The organism is Marininema mesophilum, assembly GCF_900106775.1.
In the GTDB taxonomy this organism is placed as follows: domain Bacteria; phylum Bacillota; class Bacilli; order Thermoactinomycetales; family DSM-45169; genus Marininema; species Marininema mesophilum.
The window spans coordinates 87,148-106,641 of sequence record NZ_FNNQ01000009.1; the positions used below are offsets into that span (position 1 = coordinate 87,148).

The window sequence follows — 19,494 nt, forward strand, 5'->3', positions numbered from 1 at the left end:
TCTATCGATGAAAAGGTACGATCGGGAAATTTAAAAAGCAAACAGTAGAAATGATTCAAGGAGAAGGAAAGTCTGTGGGCCAAGTCCCGTGAACTAGGGATATCCGACAAAACGTTGTATTATTGGATACGGCAATACAACGATCAGGAGGAAGCGTTTCCTGGAAGGGGGATTTTGAAGCCATCCGATCAGAAATATCAAGCGCTAGAAAAGCAGCTTCGTGACCTGGAAGAGGAAAACGCCATCTTAAAAAAGGCTACCCACTTCTTTACAAAAAACCGGAAATGATCGACGCCTTCATCGAGCAAAACCGCTCGCAGTTCCGGGTAGAGAAGATGTGTTAGGTGATACAGGTATCCAAGAGCGGTTATTATCAGTGGAGGAATCGACCAGTTAGGTCTTCAAAAACAGCTGAAGAAAAAAGTAACGGAGCGTGTGGGCCATTTCTTTCTAGCTTCCCGCCGACTGTATGGAAGCCCAAAGATAACCAAAATCTTGCGGAAAGAAGGTCTGTGGGTATCCCAGAAAACGGTTGCTAGAGTCATGAAAGAAAACGACTACTTTTTACGCACTGTTATGAAATACAAACCCACGACGCAATCCAAGCATCATTCCCCCGTTCACCGCAATGTGCTGAATCAAACCTTTATCGCTCACCACCCTGATGAAGTGTGGATGGCCGATATTACGTTTATTTCTACGCAAGAAGGGTGGCTCTATCTGGCGAGTGTCATGGATCTTTACACACGAAAGATTGTCGGTTGGCACGTCGATCACCGGATGACCAAAGACCTTGTTTTGAAGGCATTAGATTGCACATATAGCGACAAAGCCTGAAGAAAACGGTTCTCCGTCACTCGGACCAAGGAAGCCTATATGCCTCGATTGAATACCAAGAACGGTTGCAACGATATTCTATTGCGAGAATAATAGTGCTCTAAGCAAAAGGCACCAACTCGATAGCCTTCGTTCTTACGCCGCTTATTGGTACCCAGACGCCAATGAGAAGTCATGGCAATTTATATAGATTGTCCCTACCCCGCTTCAATATCATTTCTCCATTTGTGATATAGAGGAATATCTTCTTGAGTCATCTTCCTAATCTTATTCTTTCAGCTATAAACAATTCAAATTCTCCTTTTAATAATATAGATCTACTTTATCAAAACGTGTTTCCTTTAGCATCCCCTGAAAAGTAGGGAATGACTAAAAGCCCACCTTTTATATAAGTGGGCTTTTAGTCAGCAAAAATCTGTAATATTTGTCATCACAGGGATCTTCAATATATAATCTTCTAATTATTCTTCCTCTATATGAGACTCTACCTTATCTTATCAACTCATTAACGAGATACCCCACAACCACTAATCCTCCTGTATACAACACCGTCACCCACCATAACAGCTGGATCGTGGTAATAATGTCTTCTTTCCTTTTCACCCGCAGATCATCCCCGAGGCGCGCACGTTCGGAGATGACCCCATCATATCGGTTGGTTCCTCCAAGTTGGATTCCCAGACCACCTGCTACTACCGCTTCTGCGATCCCGCTGTTGGGACTGGGATGGAGGGCAGCATCTCGTCGGATCATACGCCAAGCTTGAACAGGGGATTTTCGCATGAAGGCGAGTGCACAAAGGATGACAGGTAATGTAAGACGAGCCGGTATCCAGTTAGCTAAATCATCAAGGCGGGCGGATGCCCATCCGAGATATCGATATCGTTCATTTTTGTAACCGACCATGGAGTCCAGGGTGTTTACCGCTCGATAAGCTAAGGCCAGGGGCGCTCCACCTAAAGCTGCATAAAAGAGAGGAGAGGTGACCCCATCCACGATGTTTTCTGCAACGGTTTCTACTGCTCCGCGCACGATTTCTATCTCATCCAGATGTTCGGTATCTCGCCCGACTACCAGTGCTAACCTCCGGCGTGCTTCTACCAAATTCTGAGCGGCTAGAGCGTGATAGATTCCACTGCCTGCCTCAGCCAAGCCACGTGGAGCAATCGTCGTCGCGATTAGAAGTACCTCCACACCACCACCCACCCATGGTGAGTAGTAATAGGCTATCATCACGATGACAAGCCCAAGAAGATAGGTGCCCCCCACAATGAGAATAGGCAGGAAACAACCCAGTATCCGCCAGCCAAGTGCTCCAGTTATATGGAAAATGTTTGCTAGACGACGGAGCCAGCTCTCTACCGCGGTTATCGATTTTCCCATCGCGATCACGGGATGCGGTAACCAGCGGGGATCTCCAATGAGGAAATCGAGCAATAGGGCTAGAATCAGTAACCACTCCATCACGTTGGCCACACCTCGCCAGTCAAACTCTTTGAATGGCGAAGGGCTTCTATCATCGCTTGATATACCGTCATCCCAATTAAACGACCGAGTGGACTGGCCGCACCCGCGTATTCATGGAGAAAGTCCCCTTGTCTAATCTGTGTCGATGCAATAACCACGCTATCCGTCGTCGTCCCCGTAGCTACCCGGCCCTTAGCATCCTCTGCGCCTAGGTCCTGCAGGGCAGCGGCCTTCGCTTCAGTGGCCATGATTACTCCATTCACCATCGCAGCAGGGGTTACTTCGCCATCGATCAGGAGAATCGTATTGATCGTGCCTGCCCCTTTGCAATGCCGATAAACCGGACCATCCACACCCGCCCGGGCAGCATTGCTCATGCCCGCTGTAACTACCGCTGCTACCCTCCCTTCCGGTGCCCCCTCTTCGACGATGACTCCATGCTCCACCTGGGCCGCAGTTAATAGAGCCACCGTTTCCTCAGAGTCCCAACCTCGCCCTTTTAACCAAGTGGCGGTCTCTTGGATAGGATCTTCTTCATCGTAACCTTTTTTCACATGGCGATTAACGATGCGCATCCCCTCTCTCCAGCCCCCACCACTAAAGGCACTGGAAAGGATAAGGAGGGGAGGGTTTTTGGATTCAATGTGGAGACAGTCTGCCTCGCCTACCAGTGTCACTGCCCCACCAAGTAAAGGATGCTCCCCTATCGTCCGCTTCATCGATTTCCCTCCATAATCGCCCGTACTTTCTCTATATCTAAGTGGTCACGTACCCAGTCTGCTAATTCTGCGTAGGTCGCTTCCTTGGACTTACTCATAAACACTTCTTCATTGAGTGGAGGTAAATTCTTCTTTTCACGCAACTCATTGATCCATCGAGAGAGAAAAGCAGGCTGATCAAAAACGCCATGAAGATGCGTTCCCCAGATCCTTCCTTCCGCGGCAACGGCTCCATCCACTCCCCCTTCATCCAGATGCAAAAAGGGATGCGCATCCTCCTCTAAATAGGCTCGTCCACGATGAATCTCATAACCTTCCACTCTAACTCCCTGTGCCCATACGGAGGGTACGAAGCCCTTTGTCTGCACCGTTCGTTTTTTTGCTTCAAAATGGAAATGTACGGGCAACAACCCTAACCCCTTCGCACTCGGGATATGATCCTCGACTCCCTCTGGATCCTCCAGACGATGACCCATCATTTGAAAACCACCACATAAACCAACCACAGAACGATTGGATGAGGCAAATCCCTGAACCCGCTCCGCCAACCCCTGCTTCATTAACCACTGAAGATCGGCCATCGTGTTTTTCGTACCTGGTAACACCACCACATCCGGCTCTCCCCAGTCCTTTTCTTTTTCTATCCAACGAAGATCGACTCCCGGTATGCGCATCAAGGGACCCAGATCCGTGAAGTTGGAGATATGGGGAAAGCGAATTACTGCAATATCGATTTCTTTCTCTGGACTGCTAGTAACCATCCGATCCAGAGCCAGCGAATCCTCTGGATCGATCTCCACCTTTCGCCAAGGCAATACTCCTAGGACTGGAATTCCTGTCTCTTTTTCCAGCCAATCTAGCCCTGGTTGTAGTATCGCAAGATCCCCGCGAAACTTATTGATCACAATCCCTTTTACCCGCTTCCGCTCATGGGGATCGAGAATGGCCAAAGTACCCACGATCGAGGCAAACACCCCACCTCGGTCAATATCCGCAATCAAAAGGACCGGCACATCCGCTAGCATAGCCGTACGCATATTAACAATATCTCGTTCTTTCATATTGATCTCCGCAGGACTTCCTGCTCCTTCAATAACGAGAACATCCATCTCCTCAGCCAACCGATCTAAGGACTCCTGTACCGGTCCTAACATCTCGGAGATCGTCCGCCGCTGATACTCTCCCGCTTCCAAATCCGCATAGTGATAACCATGAACGATCACCTCAGCGATCCGCTCTCCCTTTGGTTTTAATAGAATCGGGTTCATGTCCACTGTAGGCTCCACTCCAGCCGCTTCTGCTTGTACTGCCTGGGAACGGCCAATCTCCCCACCCTTTACCGTTACAAAGGAATTGAGGGCCATATTTTGCGCTTTAAAGGGAGCAACGCGATACCCTTCTTCCGCAAATAATCGGCAAAAGGCAGTCGCTACTACGCTCTTTCCTACATCTGAGGCTGTTCCTTGAACCATGATCCCTTTCATAGACGCTCCCCCTTAATCTCTTCAATCTCCTGCCACACATCTCCATCCCCTGATACAAGAAGCCACCCACCGTGGGAGAGACCTCGCTCCCAAAAACCTCTGGGATCTCCTGCAACACAGTGGGACAAAAACCAACGAATGGGCCCCCCATGACTCACCAGTGCAATTGTTTCTCCACGATGCGCTTCCACCACAGTCGTCATCCATTGTGAGAGACGCCGATCCAGCTCCATCAGCGTCTCTCCTCCTGGTGGAGACACAGAAGTTGGATCATCGATCCATCGACTCAGCTGTTCAGGGCTTCGCTGATGAATCTCATCATAGGTAAACCCCTCCCACTCACCAAAGGAGAGTTCCCGCAACTCAGGAACGACCGTAATCGCCACCCCAGGCCAGCATCCTTTTAATCCTGCTACCGTTTGGCGACAACGAAGAAGATCACTACTGTATACATGGTCAACTGAGAGATTTTTTATAGTGTGAGACAGGCTGAGCACTTGACGATGACCCTCATCATTCAACGGTTCATCCAGATGACCACAATATTGCCGAAGACGATTGGCCTCGGTCTCTCCATGACGGATCCATAGCAGACGAACTTCACGCCGCTTCATACTCCCCACCCCGTTATGGCAACCCAGAGTAGAAGTACCCCAGTCTCCGTCACCTCCGCCAACGTTCCATAGCTATCTCCGGTCAATCCGCCTAACCGCTTCACCATATACTTTGCGAGGAGGAAAAAGAGAATCGTTGCCCCTGCCACTAAAAGAATCCCTCGTCCACCAGCACAAAGACCCACGGCTATGGCCCCAAACGCGAGGGAGAAAATCCATTTCTTCTGTGAGACCCCTTCGCCTAACCCATGACCTAGCCCCTTTTCTCGTAAATAAGGAAAGCACATGATACCAGCTAGTAGAGCCATTCGCCCGATAATCGGAGCGGTCATCAGTGGAACCCACGCCGCATCTGAAAAGGAAGCTATAGCAGATACCTTCATTCCTAATACTAGAATCGCCGCTAATACACCCATCGCTCCTGTGCGACTATCCTTCATAATCTCAAGCATCCGCTCTCTATCCCGGTGAGAGCCTAATCCATCCGCGGTATCCATCAAGCCATCCAAGTGAAGGCCCCCCGTCACTAACACCCACCCGGTTACCACTAGCATGCCGGTTACTTCTGGAGGAAAAATCAATGAGAACACACGATAGAGCACCACAAGCAGGATACCAATGACAAGTCCAACAGCTGGATACCATACTGGACTAGATTGCCACGCCTTTTTATCCACCTTCACCCTTACGGGAATCTGCGTTAAAAATGTAAGAGCCGCCAGAAAACTGTTCATCCTCCTCCCCCCTTGATCGGTACCGGGATTCCTGAGACCACCATCCACACCTGATCCGCCTCATTAGCTACCCGTTGATTCACTCGGCCCAGCAGATCCTGAAATAAGCGGGCCATCCGATTCATCGCCACTCCGCCATGGCCTACCTCAGAGGTGACCAGGATCACCTCTTTATCACCACAACAGGCGAGTAAACGATCTACCCGCGCAAGCATCTTCTCCTCGATAGACTCCCTATGGCTCTTCATCTCTTCCTCCGATAGGAGCATCACATCATTGGCTACCCAGGTAGCTAGATCATCGATCAGCCATGCGTCCCACTCTCCTACATCCTGTAATACTTCTGGAAGATCCCTCTCTTCTTCAACTAAGCCCCAGGAAAAAGGACGGCGATTGCGGTGGAGCTGGATTCGCTTCTCCATCTCTTCATCCAGCCCTGCCCCTGTAGCTACATATAACACGCGTTCACCTAATTCCTGCGCCATTTTTTCAGCAAAAGCGCTTTTCCCAGAACGAATGCCCCCCGTGATCAGCCGAATCATATTCTACCTCCCTTCTGACTTTCGGTTTCTTCGCGCACTTCTAATCCTTCCCGTACTTCCATCCAAACCCCCTGTAATTGGGTAAGCAAACACTCATTTTCTTCCCGGCTACGCACAGCTACTCGAACGTAGGAATCACCAAGCCCGGGATACCCAGAAGCATCTCTTAGTAAGATCCCTCGCTGCCCCATCTTTCGTTGCAACCAACGAGAGGGAGAGGTCTCTGTTGCCGGGAGATTTTTCAGTTTAATAAGCAAATAATTAACCTCGCCAAGCACCCATTCAATGAAAGGAAGGTGCACAAGACCATCCTTTAAAAAAACGCGCTCCTCCTGAAGCCATGCCCAAGTATCTTTTTCAAAGGCAGGGTTCGCTAAAGCAACCTCGCCAGCGCGTTGGGCCAGTCCATTCACACTCCAGGGTACTTGCAAAGCAGCGATTTCCTTCACTAACTCGGGCTGGGCTACTCCCCAGCCTAGTCGCAATCCTGGCAATGCATAAAATTTGGTCATCGAACGTAGTAAAACCGTCGTCGGATACTCCTTCAAACGGGGCAGTAAACTTTTCTCCTCCCCATCCGGGATAAAATCGAGGAATGCCTCATCTACCACCAGAACCGTCCCTGCCTCAGCCGCTTCCTCTGCTGCCGCTTCAAGGAGAGAAAGGGGTAGAAAAAGACCCGTTGGATTATTGGGGTGGCCCAGCCATGCCAGATCCACCGAGTTGATCCACTCTAGGAGCAACTCTCTTTTTGGTAGAAAATCTTCTTTTTCGCCCGCGGCTAAGTAGACTACCTCTGCTTTTTCTTTACGAGCACTTGCCTCATACTCTATAAAGGCAGGGGCGGTCACGCCTACTTTTCGGGGTTGCACATACCGCGTCACCCCATCGATCAGCTCCGCAGCTCCATTACCAATCAGGAGAGACTCCTCTGCTACGTCATATTTCTGGGCTAACGCTTTCCTCAATGCCCTGGAAGCTGGGTCGGGATAGCGAGCAATCCCTGGAACCCCCATCTCAGTTACCAATTCTCGTAAAACCTGAAGGACCTCAGCAGGAGGACCTAAGGGATTGATATTCGCACTAAAATCAATAAAATCCCCCACTTCTCGCTGAAAAAGCTCCCCCGCAGTCCAGGAATCCCCACCATGTCCATACCGTTCTACTACTTGTCCAGCCCCTTGTTCTCCGTCCACATCGATCCACCCTTTCCGTCAATAAAAAAGCCTACGCTTTTCACGTAGACAGTGCCCTAAGAAAACGAAGCTACCATGATAGGATAGACCTCCGGCTCCTAAGGACACCTAACCATCCACGTAGCCAAGCGGTGTCGTCGAGAAAGGTCGGTATCTGACTCAGGGAAAATTTCTCCCTTCACAGTGGCGGGACCGTGCTGGACTTGCACCAGCTTCCCGAAAGGGAGCCTATGCTCCCCACCTTTCTCCTACTCTTTTTTCTTACCGATCACTTTTATCTCACAAATACTTACCTCACAGACCTAGATCCGCAAAGGTAGCCATCTCACGTGCGATTGCCACTGCGCTATCAAACATAGGGAAGCTAAGAACCGCTCCGCTCCCTTCCCCTAAACGCATTTTGGCATCAATCAGTGATTCTAGCCCTATTCTATCAAGTAATATCCGATGGGCAGGTTCTACAGATAGATGCGAGGCGAACAAATACTGCCTTACATCAGAGGATAAATTCACCGCCGCAAATGCCGCCACTGTAGAAATCAATCCATCAATCACCACTGGCAGGCGCACCGAAGCTGCTCCCAACACAAAACCCGTCATCGCAGCTATCTCCAGACCTCCAACCTTCGCCAATACATCGATCGCATCCACTCTATCGGGCTGATTAACTGCTAGACTCTTACATACAATCTCCACTTTTTGTTGCCATGTCGCTTCATCGATCCCTGTCCCTCGACCGACCAACTCTTGTGCCGGAATCCCTGTCATAGCAGAAGCGACAGCGGAAGCAGCGGTGGTATTTCCAATCCCCATCTCACCCACACCAGCCAACTGCACTCCCTCAACCTTCAAATCCTTTGCTATCTCAATCCCGATCTGAATCGCCTTTTCAGCCTCTGCTCTCTTCATCGCAGGGCCAACCGCCATATTGGCAGTACCATAGCGCACCTTTCGATCCACTACACCATCAGGAAGCTCCCTCAAAGAACTCCCTACATCAACAACCTTTACTTGTGCACCAACGTTCCGAGATAGAACATTGACCGCCGCTCCACCCTTACAGAAGTTGTGGATCATCAGCCCGGTTACTTCCGGGGGATACGCGCTAACACCTTCTGCCGTCACCCCATGATCCCCACAAAAAACAACCATCGCCTTACGGCCAATATCCGGCACCACTTCCCCAGTAATTCCAGCTAAGCGAATCACCAGTTCCTCTAGACTCCCCAATGCTCCCAGGGGTTTCGTTAACTCATTCATATGGTTTCGCGCCGCCAACTCTATAACAGTGTCGATAGCGGGAATGGTAGGAAGTAACTTACGATCACTGATCTCTATGATGATAGCCTCCTCGATTGTCCGTTTCTCCTATTATACAAAATAGAGAGGGGGTGTTGTCCCCTCTCTATTTTTGCCATTATCGATAAAAGGAGTAACGATCTGAGATACGAAAGCGCGTGAAGTCCCAAATGAATGGAATAATCCGCTGTTAGGGGTATGTTCCGATGAACTTCTAAAGACCTGACAATCCATATGGTCAGAAGTACATCAGCTAGCCTCTCCCTCAATTGGCCACCTCCACAGGTAAATTGCTTTAACCTCTAATTAGCTTTATTGGGCATGCATCATGGACTTTGTTCGTCTTTGTTTATTTCGTCCTCATTCGTCTCTTTCAAGAAAATATTCGTTTCATGATATTGGTTATTATGATACGAAGGTCGACTAGTTCTGTACGGGGGATGAATGAGCTCATTAGGATTGTTAGTTTGTTCTAATTCATGTTTAATTAACAAGTGAATGGCTTCGTTTAAACTAAGACCGAGTCGGTCGCAATATTTTTTGAACTGGCGATAGACTCTCCATGATAAACGAACGGTAAATTTCTTATACTTTGGAGCTTTCGGTCTGCGGAACGATTCAAGGTATCCCAATGTCGCACCTCTCCTTGATATCAGGTTATTTGTAGACATGGATATTTGTACTTTTTTTAATATATGATGCGGATAGGGTGGGGGGGACTAGGGTTCTTGTGCGAAGTTGAGGAAAACAAAAAGTGGCTAGTTCCTCTCTTTGAAACGCTTATAATCAGCCAACGCGTGATGGAGTGCAACATGGAAAAGGTCGATGTTGAAAAAGACAGGGTGAAACTAAAACGCTAAAGGTGGTTCGCTCTGGACAAATAACAATGTAGCTACGCTCTTAAGTGTCAAGCTGTCTGTTACGCATTCATTTATAAGTATCGTCCCACAAACAATAGTAACCGTCCTATTTCCGTTACTTTTTCAATCACTAACACCATCCAGATCAACCACTGAGCACTTACCTCAGTAAGTCCTTGCTTCAGAAGAATCTTGAATCGCTGGTGCCCTCCCACTAAGCTCCCGGTTCTGCCGTTCAAAATCAAAGGCTCGATGTATCCGAAATGATCCATAGATCGTTTTCAGCATAGAGAAAAAGCACCCCTAGTGGGATGCTTAACACACGTTCCTTATCTTCACTCTCCAAGTACATAGTCAACTTTACTTTCAAATCGAACAGCATCTTCGTTTTTTATTTTATTCAATAGATCCTTGACAAGGCTCTTTGTTTGGTCATTAGAATCATCGAATAATATTTTATACACTTCCCTGGCCTCATCATCGTTCAACATTCTATAATGAATGGTCTCAGTCCAATATTCTGCATTATTCAGTAAATATTCTATTTTAAAAAGAATTTTTTTGTATAATAAATGAAGTGGCATTGTTTCAATATAATGTAGTAACGACCACATTACTTCTTCAGCTTCTACATCATCATCAAACACTTCCAATAAATCTTCCAAGTACTCCTTCGCATCATCTCTTTTATATAGTTCTGCAAATATCTCCTCGAACTTAATACACTGATCTTCTGTTTCTAGTAAACTTATATCTTTTAATTCCTTAATCAAATCCATTGAATCTATCATTTCATTACCCCTTTTGAAAAAATCCGGCCATCCTATCTCCAAATACATCTCTCTACTGTCGATACTCACACTCCATATTCTCGGTATAGAAAAAAACATCCCGTAGGATGCTCATTCTGCCCAAGGGTCATAAACATATAATTTATCCAAAAACTCTTGGAATGTATTGCTAATGAAGAATACAGATTTCACTCCACTTTCATCAAATAACTCATATATAGGTAGATCACGAGATGCAAAAAAGATTCCAGATGGATTTTCGTTTCCCTTTGGATAGAAAAAACAAAACTTATCATTAATTGAACTCACCGCAAAGGGGATAACAACGCCGTACTTACTATATTCTTCATCTTCATCAAAAAACTCCTGAGTTTCTTGTATGATGTAATTAGGAGGTAATAAATCTCCAGCATCGTGTCTCTCGCCTTTTATATCATCTACACAAATATCAGCATCAGGACCTTCATATTCTTGATACCATTCCATAAAATCTCGCGGAAGCTTTACTCCGACTTTACTCTCAATGTCAGTCATAACTTCATCAGAAATAGGTTCGTTCATTTTCTTCCATTTCATCTTTTAACCTCAATTATGTCGTAAAATCTACTTCTAAAGATAAAAGCACCCAGTGGATGCTTTTTTCGTTATTCTACCATTTAATCTTCGAAGGGATCATAATGGTACAATTGATCTAGGAACCCCTGAAATGTATTACTGATAAACAATTCACTTCTTATTCCATTCTCATCAAAAACTGCCGAATTATCTACATCACTAGATTTAAAATATATCCCAGAAGGACTTTCGCTCCCTTTTGGATAGAATAGAAAATATTTGCTAGCTATTGAATCTACAGCAAAAGGAACAGCTATGCCAAATTCTCTATATTTTTTATCTCCATCTTCAAAAAATAAATTAGCATCATAAATAATACTTTTAGGACCAAGAAACCCCTCTACATCTTGTGCTTCGTCATTAACATCAACCCATACATGATCGCTTTCAGGTCCTTCAAATTGTTGAGTCCATTCCACGAAATCCTGCGGAAGTTTTACTCCTAATTGTTTTTCAACTTCAGCCATTGCTTCATCTGAAATAGGTGTACTCATTTTCTTCCACTTCATCATTTGCACTACCTCCCCCTATATATTTGTTTTCCCCAATGAGAGTGTCCACCTGTATGAGGGAATGAATTGTTTAATTCATATGGAACTAATATCATCTTACCAGTGGCTTTATCATGGTGCCATGTTAATTGTTCATCAGGATTAGCTTTTACACCTGGCCCTATAGATCCTTTATTTTTCTCAATAGCCTCAATTTGCGATTCAGTAAAATCGAAATCTTCCTTCCAGTTTGGATACTGCTCTTTGAAAAGTTGGGTCGTGTAGCGCGTCTGCTCACCGCTTTTTCCTACTAATGAATCGGCAGGTAATGTAATTTCAACTAACTTACCGTCTTTAGCTTTTAATGCATAAGAAGTGAAATCAGGTGCTGCATCCTGATCATAAGGAACCCTATAGGTTTTTCCTGAAGGTGTGGTTTTCTCCAATACTAGATTTGCTTTATCAGCATGATAAACTTTATAGGTTCGTCCATCCGATCCGTATGCTTTCATTTCACCCGTCTCCGGATCAATTTCTGTCCTAAAAGTGTAATTAGGGTCCCCTGGCTTCAGACTTGGTGGTTTCTTCGCTTGAAAAGCAACTTCTGACCCAGACCCTCGACTTTCACGATAATCTGGTTCATTCCAATCATGCCGATCCCAATCTGCTCTCATCCGCATCCCAGTACCCGCATCTACTACGGATCTTCCTGGCATCCAGTTCCTCGCAGAGCGTTGAACGCGGGATTTCAGTGAATCCATCAGTTCATTGCCTGCACGGAGTGCGGGTACGCGGCGGAGCAGTTGATCAGCGGCTAAGGTAAAGACTGTGTTAACCGCCTCTTGGGGAGGCTTTTTCAGCAGTTCCCGTGTCCACTGCTTGGTTGCACCCATCGGATCGTTCATAAACGATTTCATTGGTATTGGGCTTTGCAGAACATCGTTTGCGGTCAATGCTGCACCGAGAGCTGTCATCCCTCCGGCAAGAAAACCTCCACCCGTTGCGACAGTGAGAACCCCACCAATCACTGCCGTCCCTGCGATGATCCCTCCTTTTTCCCAACCATTCAACCCCTGCCACCAATCCGATAGCTGGTCAAAAAGCCCTGCAAAATAGGCATCGGTTATCGTGAAATGGCTCAGTAGACTGCTAGATAGCCCAAGTACTAAGAGCGTGGCGAACACTCCACCTAAGAAGAGGAAACGTTGTTGAAGGGACACACGTAAATCACCTAAATTAGGGAATAGTTCGTCTTTTTCTTGTAGGAGCGTAAATCCGTAATGCCTTCGTTCCCGGGTGAACAACATCATATGTCCCCATGCCTGACGCCCTCGGAACAAAGATTGAATGATTGTTAACAATTCAAATATGGGTTCAATCACTTGTTCCTTTGGCAATAAGGGCAACTGATGACGCACTAGATTTAAACGACGGAAATCCATCCACACGGCTACAAGTAATACAATCACAAATGACCATAGGTAAAAGTGACCTTGCCCCAAAAGGGTATGGAGTAGGTCCTTCCATGGCCCTGGATTTTGATCATTCCAAGAACTATGATCAAAAGTCGCCCACAAGTAAACGAAAAGAGGAAAGAGAAACCCTTTTTTCCCCCAGCGATTTTTCATGCGGATACTGATCCCGATGGCTAACGTGACAAACGCTGTCCAAACTCCATGATCGACAGAGATGGCTCCCCCACTTTCATTGGTACCGGGGAAAAGGGTAAACACTTGCCAACTGTCATCCGATTCAGAAAACAATCGAAAAAAGTAGCCAATTAATCCTCCAGAGTCGGTAGCGACCCACCGACGTACCATCTCTTCCATAAAGTCAAAGCCGACACCAGTGGCTCCGCCCACCAGCATGTAATCGGTTAGACTAAATGTCTGTGATCTTCGTGTAAAACAGAAGATCAACAAAAAGGGCAACAGTTTAATCGTTTCTTCCGTGATGGGCCCTACTACCACACTGCTCCAATCTGCTTGGATCGTAGCAGACCCTTCAGCAAATAGCGTGTGCACTCCATATAAAAGAAGAGCGGATAATGGAGCAATGATCCATGCCCCGACAGCAAAAAATCGCGCCATTCCTGTCCATGTTAATGTCTTACTTCGGGAGAGAAACCAAAACTGCCATAACAAGTAATAACTCCATAAAAACTGCGTAAAGGCTTCTTTTACCTGGGGAAAGAAAATAGCTGCAAGGATAGCTAAGGGGATAAAAATCCACGCCAAAGTAATATAAACCTTCCGAAGGCGTCGGAGTAGATCAGTGTGACGAGTTACCCACCGTTCTCTTCGATCTTTCCAGTACATCAGGAAAGCCGTACCCAACTGCCTCATACTTTCTAACAAACACATCCCTCCTTGTCTAATTCAAGCGTATCAAACAAAAAGGGGTAGAACTATACAACTTTTGATCTATATTATCCATCTAATAACATAAAAAATTCTGATGCATCATCTTTTTAATCCTACAAGTTATATTACTCGGAGCATGAGATCTCCCCTATAGAAAAAGCACCCACTTGGGCACTTTTAAAAATACTCTTTTATTCACTTTCTGTTTTTCGATCTAATATACTCTAATTTTCTCTATCATAAATCACTTTTAGAATCAATACATAAGTATTCATAATCCCATATTAGTTTTCTTTCATGTGAATCTGATTCCATCAAGTCTTCATACCCATAATTAATTTTGAAATGATTAGAGGAATCGAAAGTAATCGTGAATGTAGACCAAGGCTCATGCTCACTTTGCTTAAATTCGTTCCATAGTTCCTCAACCAAATCATATAACTGATCATCTAGTTCGTCATAGTCATCTTCATCTACTTGGAACAAATCAGGTATATCTAAACTATAAATTGGCTTATTTTTGGTAATAGGGATGTAATAAAAAAACCAGACTGATACCCTTCCATAGCAGCACGATGAATATAAATTTTTTGCCATTCCTCAGGGATTATTTCAATTACTGTCTCAATTATTTTTGGGTAAAGAACACCTAATTTTTCTTCAATCATTTTTATTTCCCTCCTGGGATATTTTTAAATATATCTACCACCCATTGGCCATCTCCCGTTTTATGTCTTACTTCAATTCTATCAGGACGCTTTGAATCCCCTTTATATTTTGGGTTTATTTTCACATGTACCTCTTGCCCATCTTTGAGAGATGCAGCCCATGCATTCTCCATCTTCTTCCATGCACCTCTGTTTAAATTCGCATTCATTGGGACTAGATTATCAATATTACCTGATCCGCCAAAGATACTGGCCAATAAATGTCCTCCATCATCATCAGATAATCGACCTTCACCACCCACTTTAGTTTGAGCATAACCATTTCTTTTCCCGTTATTTAGCTGAATTTTAGCTTCAGAACTAGATATACGTAACGCATTTGGAAAGTGGCCAACGAATATATGGAAAGTCGGTGACTAAGCGGCCAGTGGGTCGCTTTTTAGTTTGAGTTGTTTCGCAAAAACATCCCCATTTTTACCCCATAAAAAGAGTGTGGAGATAATCGGCTTCTCCACACTCTAGTATTGAATCACTTATTTTTTCGCAACTACGTCCTCTTTTTTTATGGGGATGGTATAGCTATAGGAGTTTGTTCCCTTACTATCGTTCGATTTTGCTAACTTGGGTAGGTCCATTTTTGCTGACTTGGGTAGGGATTCTTTGATTTTATCGATATCTGATTGCTTGAGAAACCTGGGTTGTCCTGAATCTATATCATATAGTTTTGTCTCAACTTTATAATCAGAACCAAACTCTTGTTCTATTGTACCCTCACCTTTGATACGAATGTTCTCTCCCTCAAGTTTCATGGAATCTGGAAGTACCCAATTACTTTGACCAAATACTTGAGATACAGAACGTACCGAATAATATTTTGAAGGAAAGAAGGGCGGCTCATTAGGGTTCGTTAGAGTTATTTTATCGTAACCACGCCAAACCGACCTATCGGTAGACCAAACTTGAAGTAGCGATTCCAAAGTGGCTGGCACCTTATATTTTTCTCGTAGTAATTGGACCTTTACTTCCGCTCTAGTGCGTTTTGGAACAAAGGTGCGTTGGGCTGGTGATGTATAGGTTCTAGAGGTGGAGGTTGATTTCGTATCCGCCTGGCTCCAACTAAACTCTGCAGAAGTTTGAAACCCTATCCCAATCGAATCCTTTTTGATCGTCCAAGGAACTGAAATCCCCGATGACACTTTCCAACCCTTAGTGGTTGTCGTGCTTGTAGCGTCAGTAAAAGTTTCTGTAAACGATTGCGTGTCCATATTAGGCTGGTCTTGTGTATAGCTGTAGTTAGAAAGAGAAGCTGAACCCATATACGAAAGGGCGCTTGATATTTTCTCCACGTTTTCTGTTCCTGGAGTGACAATTGAATTTTTCTCTTCAAACTTGTTAATATCATTTCTTCCCGAAACGTCCCTCATAAATAATCTTGTAGACAGTTTACCTACATTTGGATCGCTAAAGCCATACTTTTCAATGTTTTGATTGACTACATCTTCGATATTATTTTCTGCCGCAAAGGCTTTTGAGTTCAAACCGATTCCACTACTCGCAATGAGGGCAAAGGTCGACACGAAAACTACTGATTTTTCCCATGCATTTTTCATGACTCTTTTTATCCTCCTTTAATGGGTCCCCTTTTTTAATGGTCCTCCTTTCTTAAGTCAATAATATAAGGGATTTATTTGTTTTTAGCAATAAAAATACTTTCTATTTATGTTAAAATATATGTAATTTAATTGTTATATATCATATTTAATAAAAATAATTCTGTATTATAACAAAATGTCCAACCCCGCTATATATCTTCCTTTTTCATTCAGTAAGTCGATAGAATTAATACGAGTAGCCAAAAACATTTTCTAAATAAATAACTTCACAATTATTATAGTTTCATAATTAAGTTATTAATGTATATTTTAACATAATAGATATATACAGGTCTTTCCCTGCTCTACGGTGATTGTACCCACTAGACCTTAGCCGGTTTTTTATAGATAACCCACAATAAACTAACGAACTGGAGCATGATTAATATGACGAGATGGTTTCCAATTGACATCATTGCCAAGAGTGAAACTGTTCCACTGATCACAATACTAATAATTAGGACAGTGACCTTTTTCTTTTAACCCCCCAAATACTTAGTGGTAGTGTTAACACATCCTAAAACCCGAAGTGCCAGAGTTCATTCCTGTGGATAACATATAGTTACTGGAATATATGTATATTAAAATATTCTAAGGAAATAATCGCTACACCAGCTATTAAGTTTAGGAATCCCCAAATCCAACTTCTTTCTATAAATCCTTGTATTGATGATAGTATTGGCGCAACTGTGACACCATACATAACAAAATGAGAATCTTTTCCTGTACAAAAATCAGCTATGATACCAACTATCACCGCTGCTACTCCAATATAGTAAATTATTTTCCATCTTTTCTTATTATCCAATCTACCTTCCTCCTCTCTACTAAAATTAATACCATATATATAAAATTAGCACAAGATAAAGACCATTATAGTCATCTTTTTCTTAATTCCATTCAGAAATTCCAATTTGCCCTTTAACGTTTTTTGAACCGGCCTTATTTAAAGGATTTTTTCCGATTAATAATCTACCCATCTTTATTCTTGATGGTGCATTTATATAGAGCCTCCTTTGATAGGATCCTATCAAAGGAGGCTCTATTTCCTACTATTTTAGCGATATATCATTTCCTCTAACAAATCTTCTATTTCAATATATTTCGTATGATCTCCACATTAGCCTTTGTATTATCCGCCAACAACATCTCATCGTGAATGCCAATGCCTTGATACTCCACATAAACCTGTGCCATATCTACCCTATTAATCTGACGGAACATGTCGAGACACAAGAAAACACACTTCAACAAAAAGGGAAATATAGGATCTATATAAAATAAATACCATAGTTTAAAATATATAAATACACGATATAGAAGAAATAGGTGCGTAAGTTAACCCACTCACAGATCACTTTATTTTATTATCCGTAAAAAATCAACTAGTCAAAACGCACAGAATATTGACAATATCGTGACATTCTTATTCTTACATGACAAAGCACTCCTAGCATGGCAGTCCTAAGAGTCATTTGTCGATTACAGAAACAATTAATAGATGAACGCCAATACCACGGTCCCCTATAAAAGCCCTGTCCAATTGTGAAACTGTACATATAAATGTAAATGGAGAAAGCTTGATCTCGATGTACTAGTGATGATATATAACGGATCACTTTTATTGTAAAATGGAGGCGTTTATTTTGAGCACCTATCTTCTTTGGTCAAAAACACCTTATGCTGGTCAAAAGAATCCCCCTAGGAATCCCGTAAATCCCTTAGCTGGCTCCTGGCCCACTTATTATCTAAAACGAGGAGCCGATGGAAGCTTTAAAACTCCCGGGGGTCGGCCAATTCAACTAGCCATTCGGCATCCCCGTACGATTGACTGGAACCGGCAATTAAAGATGGTTCAACACACCCTAAAGAATATCACCTCTAAACAAATCAAAATCGCAAAATTTTGGGGAGATGGACCCGCTACCAAACAATGGACACCCATTATTGATCGACTAATTGATACCTATGGTCTCACACCCCCGATGGCTGCTCGTGTGTTGACCACTACACAAGCCGCTATCAATGATACCTTTGTCGTCGTCTGGTACCTGAAATACAAATGGGATGTAGCGCGACCCGATCAGATGGATTCGACCCTGTCGACCATTCTTTGCACACCTCGTTTTCCATCCTATCCCTCTGGTCACTCAACGATATCTGGAACCGCCGCAGAAGTCTTGACCCACTTCTTCCCGCCCGAAGCTAAGCGGTTGGATCATATGGCTCGGGAAGATGCATTATCTAGGCGCTATGCTGGCGTTCATTTCAACGTAGACACTAATCAAGGACTTCGTCTGGGTAAACAAATCGGACGTATTGTCGTCAACGTATTAAAAAATCAACGAAATTCCGCTGATCGACTGATTGATCCCACTCATGTCTCCAAAAAACATGCTGTGATGGGACCTCCCCCATACAAACAAGCGATGCCTTTTCCTTTCCCTCAAAAATGTAAGTCTTTGGTTACACCCACGAAAAAGTGACACCCTGTCCTGACATAACAAAGGACTCCTAGGATGGCATTCCTAAGAGTCCTTTGCCGATTAAAGAACCGCTCCCTATAACTCTTTCAAAAAAACATAACTCTCCTTGTCATAACCCATTCGCTCCTCATAAAAGCGATGCGCATCCTTCCTAATAAAACGTGAGGTTAAAGAAACAAGTTCACAGCCTTGCTCTCTCCCCCACGCTTCAAGCTCTCCTAGTAAACGCTCCCCATATCCACAAGAGCGGCAATCACTGCGTGTCACAAGATCGTGAAGATACAAGTGCCGTCCATTGTAAAAATTAGTAGCCACTTCGATGCCTGCACAGGCAATCACTTCTCCGTCTTGCTCCAACACAAATAAACGATAGCCTGCTTCTTGCATCGGTTTCAATAGCCTAAAGTACGATTCTTCTGATAAATGGGGACGTAACTCATTGATTACAGGAAAAGCATTACGAAAATCAGCTTCGGTCTCACACTCTTTGATCGTTTTTATCTGTTCCATGGATTTCACTCCTTCTCCAAAAGCATACTAATGCAGTCTTGCTAATTCCACTACTAAAAAAATTTCAGCAGAAAAGATTGTGAGAAACTAGATGCCTCCCGCCTTAATCAGCTCACTCTTCAATCTCTTCTTAACAATGGATATTGGCAAGAAAAAAACATCATCT

At 44.2% G+C, this 19,494-nt stretch carries 19 protein-coding genes, 1 pseudogene and 1 riboswitch; of the genes and pseudogenes, 3 read left to right on the top strand and 17 right to left on the bottom strand.

What is annotated here, in order from left to right; translation table 11 throughout:
• Positions 1-72 precede the first annotated feature (72 nt).
• Both BLV90_RS16845 and BLV90_RS09925 read left to right on the top strand, forming a co-directional pair.
• A complete protein-coding gene (locus BLV90_RS16845) occupies positions 73-288 on the top strand; it encodes a transposase (protein WP_091740081.1) in 216 nt (71 codons plus the stop codon).
• A gap of 123 nt (positions 289-411) precedes the next feature.
• Positions 412-837, top strand: a complete 426-nt coding sequence (locus BLV90_RS09925) for a DDE-type integrase/transposase/recombinase (RefSeq protein WP_281242017.1) — start codon at positions 412-414, stop codon at positions 835-837.
• A gap of 489 nt (positions 838-1,326) precedes the next feature.
• Here BLV90_RS09925 and cbiB read toward each other — a convergent pair whose 3' ends face one another.
• The 16 genes and pseudogenes from cbiB to BLV90_RS10020 form a co-directional block, all read right to left on the bottom strand.
• Positions 1,327-2,301 (bottom strand): adenosylcobinamide-phosphate synthase CbiB, encoded by a 975-nt coding sequence (gene cbiB, locus BLV90_RS09930; protein ID WP_091740085.1) that lies wholly within the window; start codon positions 2,299-2,301, stop codon positions 1,327-1,329.
• Positions 2,301-3,023, bottom strand: a complete 723-nt coding sequence (locus BLV90_RS09935) for an adenosylcobinamide amidohydrolase (RefSeq protein WP_091740087.1) — start codon at positions 3,021-3,023, stop codon at positions 2,301-2,303. Before BLV90_RS09935 ends, cbiB begins: the two co-directional genes overlap by 1 nt.
• A complete protein-coding gene (locus tag BLV90_RS09940; RefSeq protein ID WP_091740090.1) occupies positions 3,020-4,507 on the bottom strand; it encodes a cobyric acid synthase in 1,488 nt (495 codons plus the stop codon). The genes BLV90_RS09935 and BLV90_RS09940 overlap by 4 nt, the downstream gene beginning before the upstream one ends.
• Positions 4,504-5,121, bottom strand: coding sequence for a histidine phosphatase family protein (locus BLV90_RS09945; protein WP_091740093.1), 618 nt, complete (start codon positions 5,119-5,121; stop codon positions 4,504-4,506). Before BLV90_RS09945 ends, BLV90_RS09940 begins: the two co-directional genes overlap by 4 nt.
• On the bottom strand, positions 5,118-5,855 hold the full coding sequence (cobS, locus tag BLV90_RS09950; protein WP_091740096.1) for an adenosylcobinamide-GDP ribazoletransferase: 738 nt from the start codon (positions 5,853-5,855) through the stop codon (positions 5,118-5,120). The genes BLV90_RS09945 and cobS overlap by 4 nt, the downstream gene beginning before the upstream one ends.
• Positions 5,852-6,397, bottom strand: coding sequence for a bifunctional adenosylcobinamide kinase/adenosylcobinamide-phosphate guanylyltransferase (gene cobU / locus BLV90_RS09955; RefSeq protein WP_091740098.1), 546 nt, complete (start codon positions 6,395-6,397; stop codon positions 5,852-5,854). The genes cobS and cobU overlap by 4 nt, the downstream gene beginning before the upstream one ends.
• On the bottom strand, positions 6,394-7,593 hold the full coding sequence (gene cobD / locus BLV90_RS09960) for a threonine-phosphate decarboxylase CobD (protein ID WP_177167996.1): 1,200 nt from the start codon (positions 7,591-7,593) through the stop codon (positions 6,394-6,396). Before cobD ends, cobU begins: the two co-directional genes overlap by 4 nt.
• 128 nt (positions 7,594-7,721) lie before the next feature.
• Positions 7,722-7,853, bottom strand: a riboswitch (cobalamin riboswitch).
• Between the two features lie 34 nt (positions 7,854-7,887).
• Positions 7,888-8,949: a nicotinate-nucleotide--dimethylbenzimidazole phosphoribosyltransferase gene (gene cobT, locus BLV90_RS09965; protein ID WP_342707317.1), complete on the bottom strand. Its 1,062-nt coding sequence runs from the start codon at positions 8,947-8,949 to the stop codon at positions 7,888-7,890.
• A gap of 1,138 nt (positions 8,950-10,087) precedes the next feature.
• On the bottom strand, positions 10,088-10,543 hold the full coding sequence (locus BLV90_RS09980; RefSeq protein ID WP_177167997.1) for an Imm30 family immunity protein: 456 nt from the start codon (positions 10,541-10,543) through the stop codon (positions 10,088-10,090).
• Positions 10,544-10,654: 111 nt separating this feature from the next.
• Positions 10,655-11,119, bottom strand: coding sequence for an SMI1/KNR4 family protein (locus BLV90_RS09985; protein WP_091740116.1), 465 nt, complete (start codon positions 11,117-11,119; stop codon positions 10,655-10,657).
• A gap of 80 nt (positions 11,120-11,199) precedes the next feature.
• A complete protein-coding gene (locus tag BLV90_RS09990) occupies positions 11,200-11,670 on the bottom strand; it encodes an SMI1/KNR4 family protein (RefSeq protein ID WP_091740120.1) in 471 nt (156 codons plus the stop codon).
• A gap of 5 nt (positions 11,671-11,675) precedes the next feature.
• Complete coding sequence (locus tag BLV90_RS09995) at positions 11,676-14,006, bottom strand: PrsW family glutamic-type intramembrane protease (protein ID WP_177167998.1); 2,331 nt, start codon at positions 14,004-14,006, stop codon at positions 11,676-11,678.
• A 243-nt stretch (positions 14,007-14,249) separates the two neighbouring features.
• A pseudogene (locus tag BLV90_RS16850) lies at positions 14,250-14,680 on the bottom strand (immunity protein YezG family protein).
• A 2-nt stretch (positions 14,681-14,682) separates the two neighbouring features.
• Positions 14,683-15,081: a DNA/RNA non-specific endonuclease gene (locus tag BLV90_RS10010; RefSeq protein ID WP_091740132.1), complete on the bottom strand. Its 399-nt coding sequence runs from the start codon at positions 15,079-15,081 to the stop codon at positions 14,683-14,685.
• A gap of 132 nt (positions 15,082-15,213) precedes the next feature.
• Positions 15,214-16,290: an ETX/MTX2 family pore-forming toxin gene (locus tag BLV90_RS10015; RefSeq protein ID WP_091740135.1), complete on the bottom strand. Its 1,077-nt coding sequence runs from the start codon at positions 16,288-16,290 to the stop codon at positions 15,214-15,216.
• A 604-nt stretch (positions 16,291-16,894) separates the two neighbouring features.
• Entirely contained in the window at positions 16,895-17,140 is a 246-nt protein-coding gene (locus BLV90_RS10020; protein ID WP_091740139.1) for a hypothetical protein, read from the bottom strand.
• An 838-nt stretch (positions 17,141-17,978) separates the two neighbouring features.
• Here BLV90_RS10020 and BLV90_RS10025 point away from each other — a divergent pair.
• Entirely contained in the window at positions 17,979-18,818 is an 840-nt protein-coding gene (locus BLV90_RS10025) for a vanadium-dependent haloperoxidase (protein ID WP_245726314.1), read from the top strand.
• Positions 18,819-18,893: 75 nt separating this feature from the next.
• Here the strand turns inward: BLV90_RS10025 and BLV90_RS10030 are convergent, their stop codons facing one another.
• A complete protein-coding gene (locus tag BLV90_RS10030) occupies positions 18,894-19,328 on the bottom strand; it encodes a GNAT family N-acetyltransferase (protein WP_091740142.1) in 435 nt (144 codons plus the stop codon).
• Between the last annotated feature and the right edge of the window lie 166 nt (positions 19,329-19,494).

Bases quoted from the DNA above. Each gene is read 5' to 3' on its own strand.
- cobS (WP_091740096.1), bottom strand. From the start codon at position 5,855: ATGAACAGTTTTCTGGCGGCTCTTACATTTTTAACGCAGATTCCCGTA.
- BLV90_RS09980 (WP_177167997.1), bottom strand. From the start codon at position 10,543: ATGATAGATTCAATGGATTTGATTAAGGAATTAAAAGATATAAGTTTA.
- BLV90_RS09935 (WP_091740087.1), bottom strand. From the start codon at position 3,023: ATGAAGCGGACGATAGGGGAGCATCCTTTACTTGGTGGGGCAGTGACA.
- BLV90_RS09985 (WP_091740116.1), bottom strand. From the start codon at position 11,119: ATGAAATGGAAGAAAATGAACGAACCTATTTCTGATGAAGTTATGACT.
- cbiB (WP_091740085.1), bottom strand. From the start codon at position 2,301: ATGGAGTGGTTACTGATTCTAGCCCTATTGCTCGATTTCCTCATTGGA.
- BLV90_RS10015 (WP_091740135.1), bottom strand. From the start codon at position 16,290: ATGAAAAATGCATGGGAAAAATCAGTAGTTTTCGTGTCGACCTTTGCC.
- cobU (WP_091740098.1), bottom strand. From the start codon at position 6,397: ATGATTCGGCTGATCACGGGGGGCATTCGTTCTGGGAAAAGCGCTTTT.
- BLV90_RS10030 (WP_091740142.1), bottom strand. From the start codon at position 19,328: ATGGAACAGATAAAAACGATCAAAGAGTGTGAGACCGAAGCTGATTTT.
- BLV90_RS09940 (WP_091740090.1), bottom strand. From the start codon at position 4,507: ATGAAAGGGATCATGGTTCAAGGAACAGCCTCAGATGTAGGAAAGAGC.
- BLV90_RS09990 (WP_091740120.1), bottom strand. From the start codon at position 11,670: ATGATGAAGTGGAAGAAAATGAGTACACCTATTTCAGATGAAGCAATG.
- BLV90_RS09945 (WP_091740093.1), bottom strand. From the start codon at position 5,121: ATGAAGCGGCGTGAAGTTCGTCTGCTATGGATCCGTCATGGAGAGACC.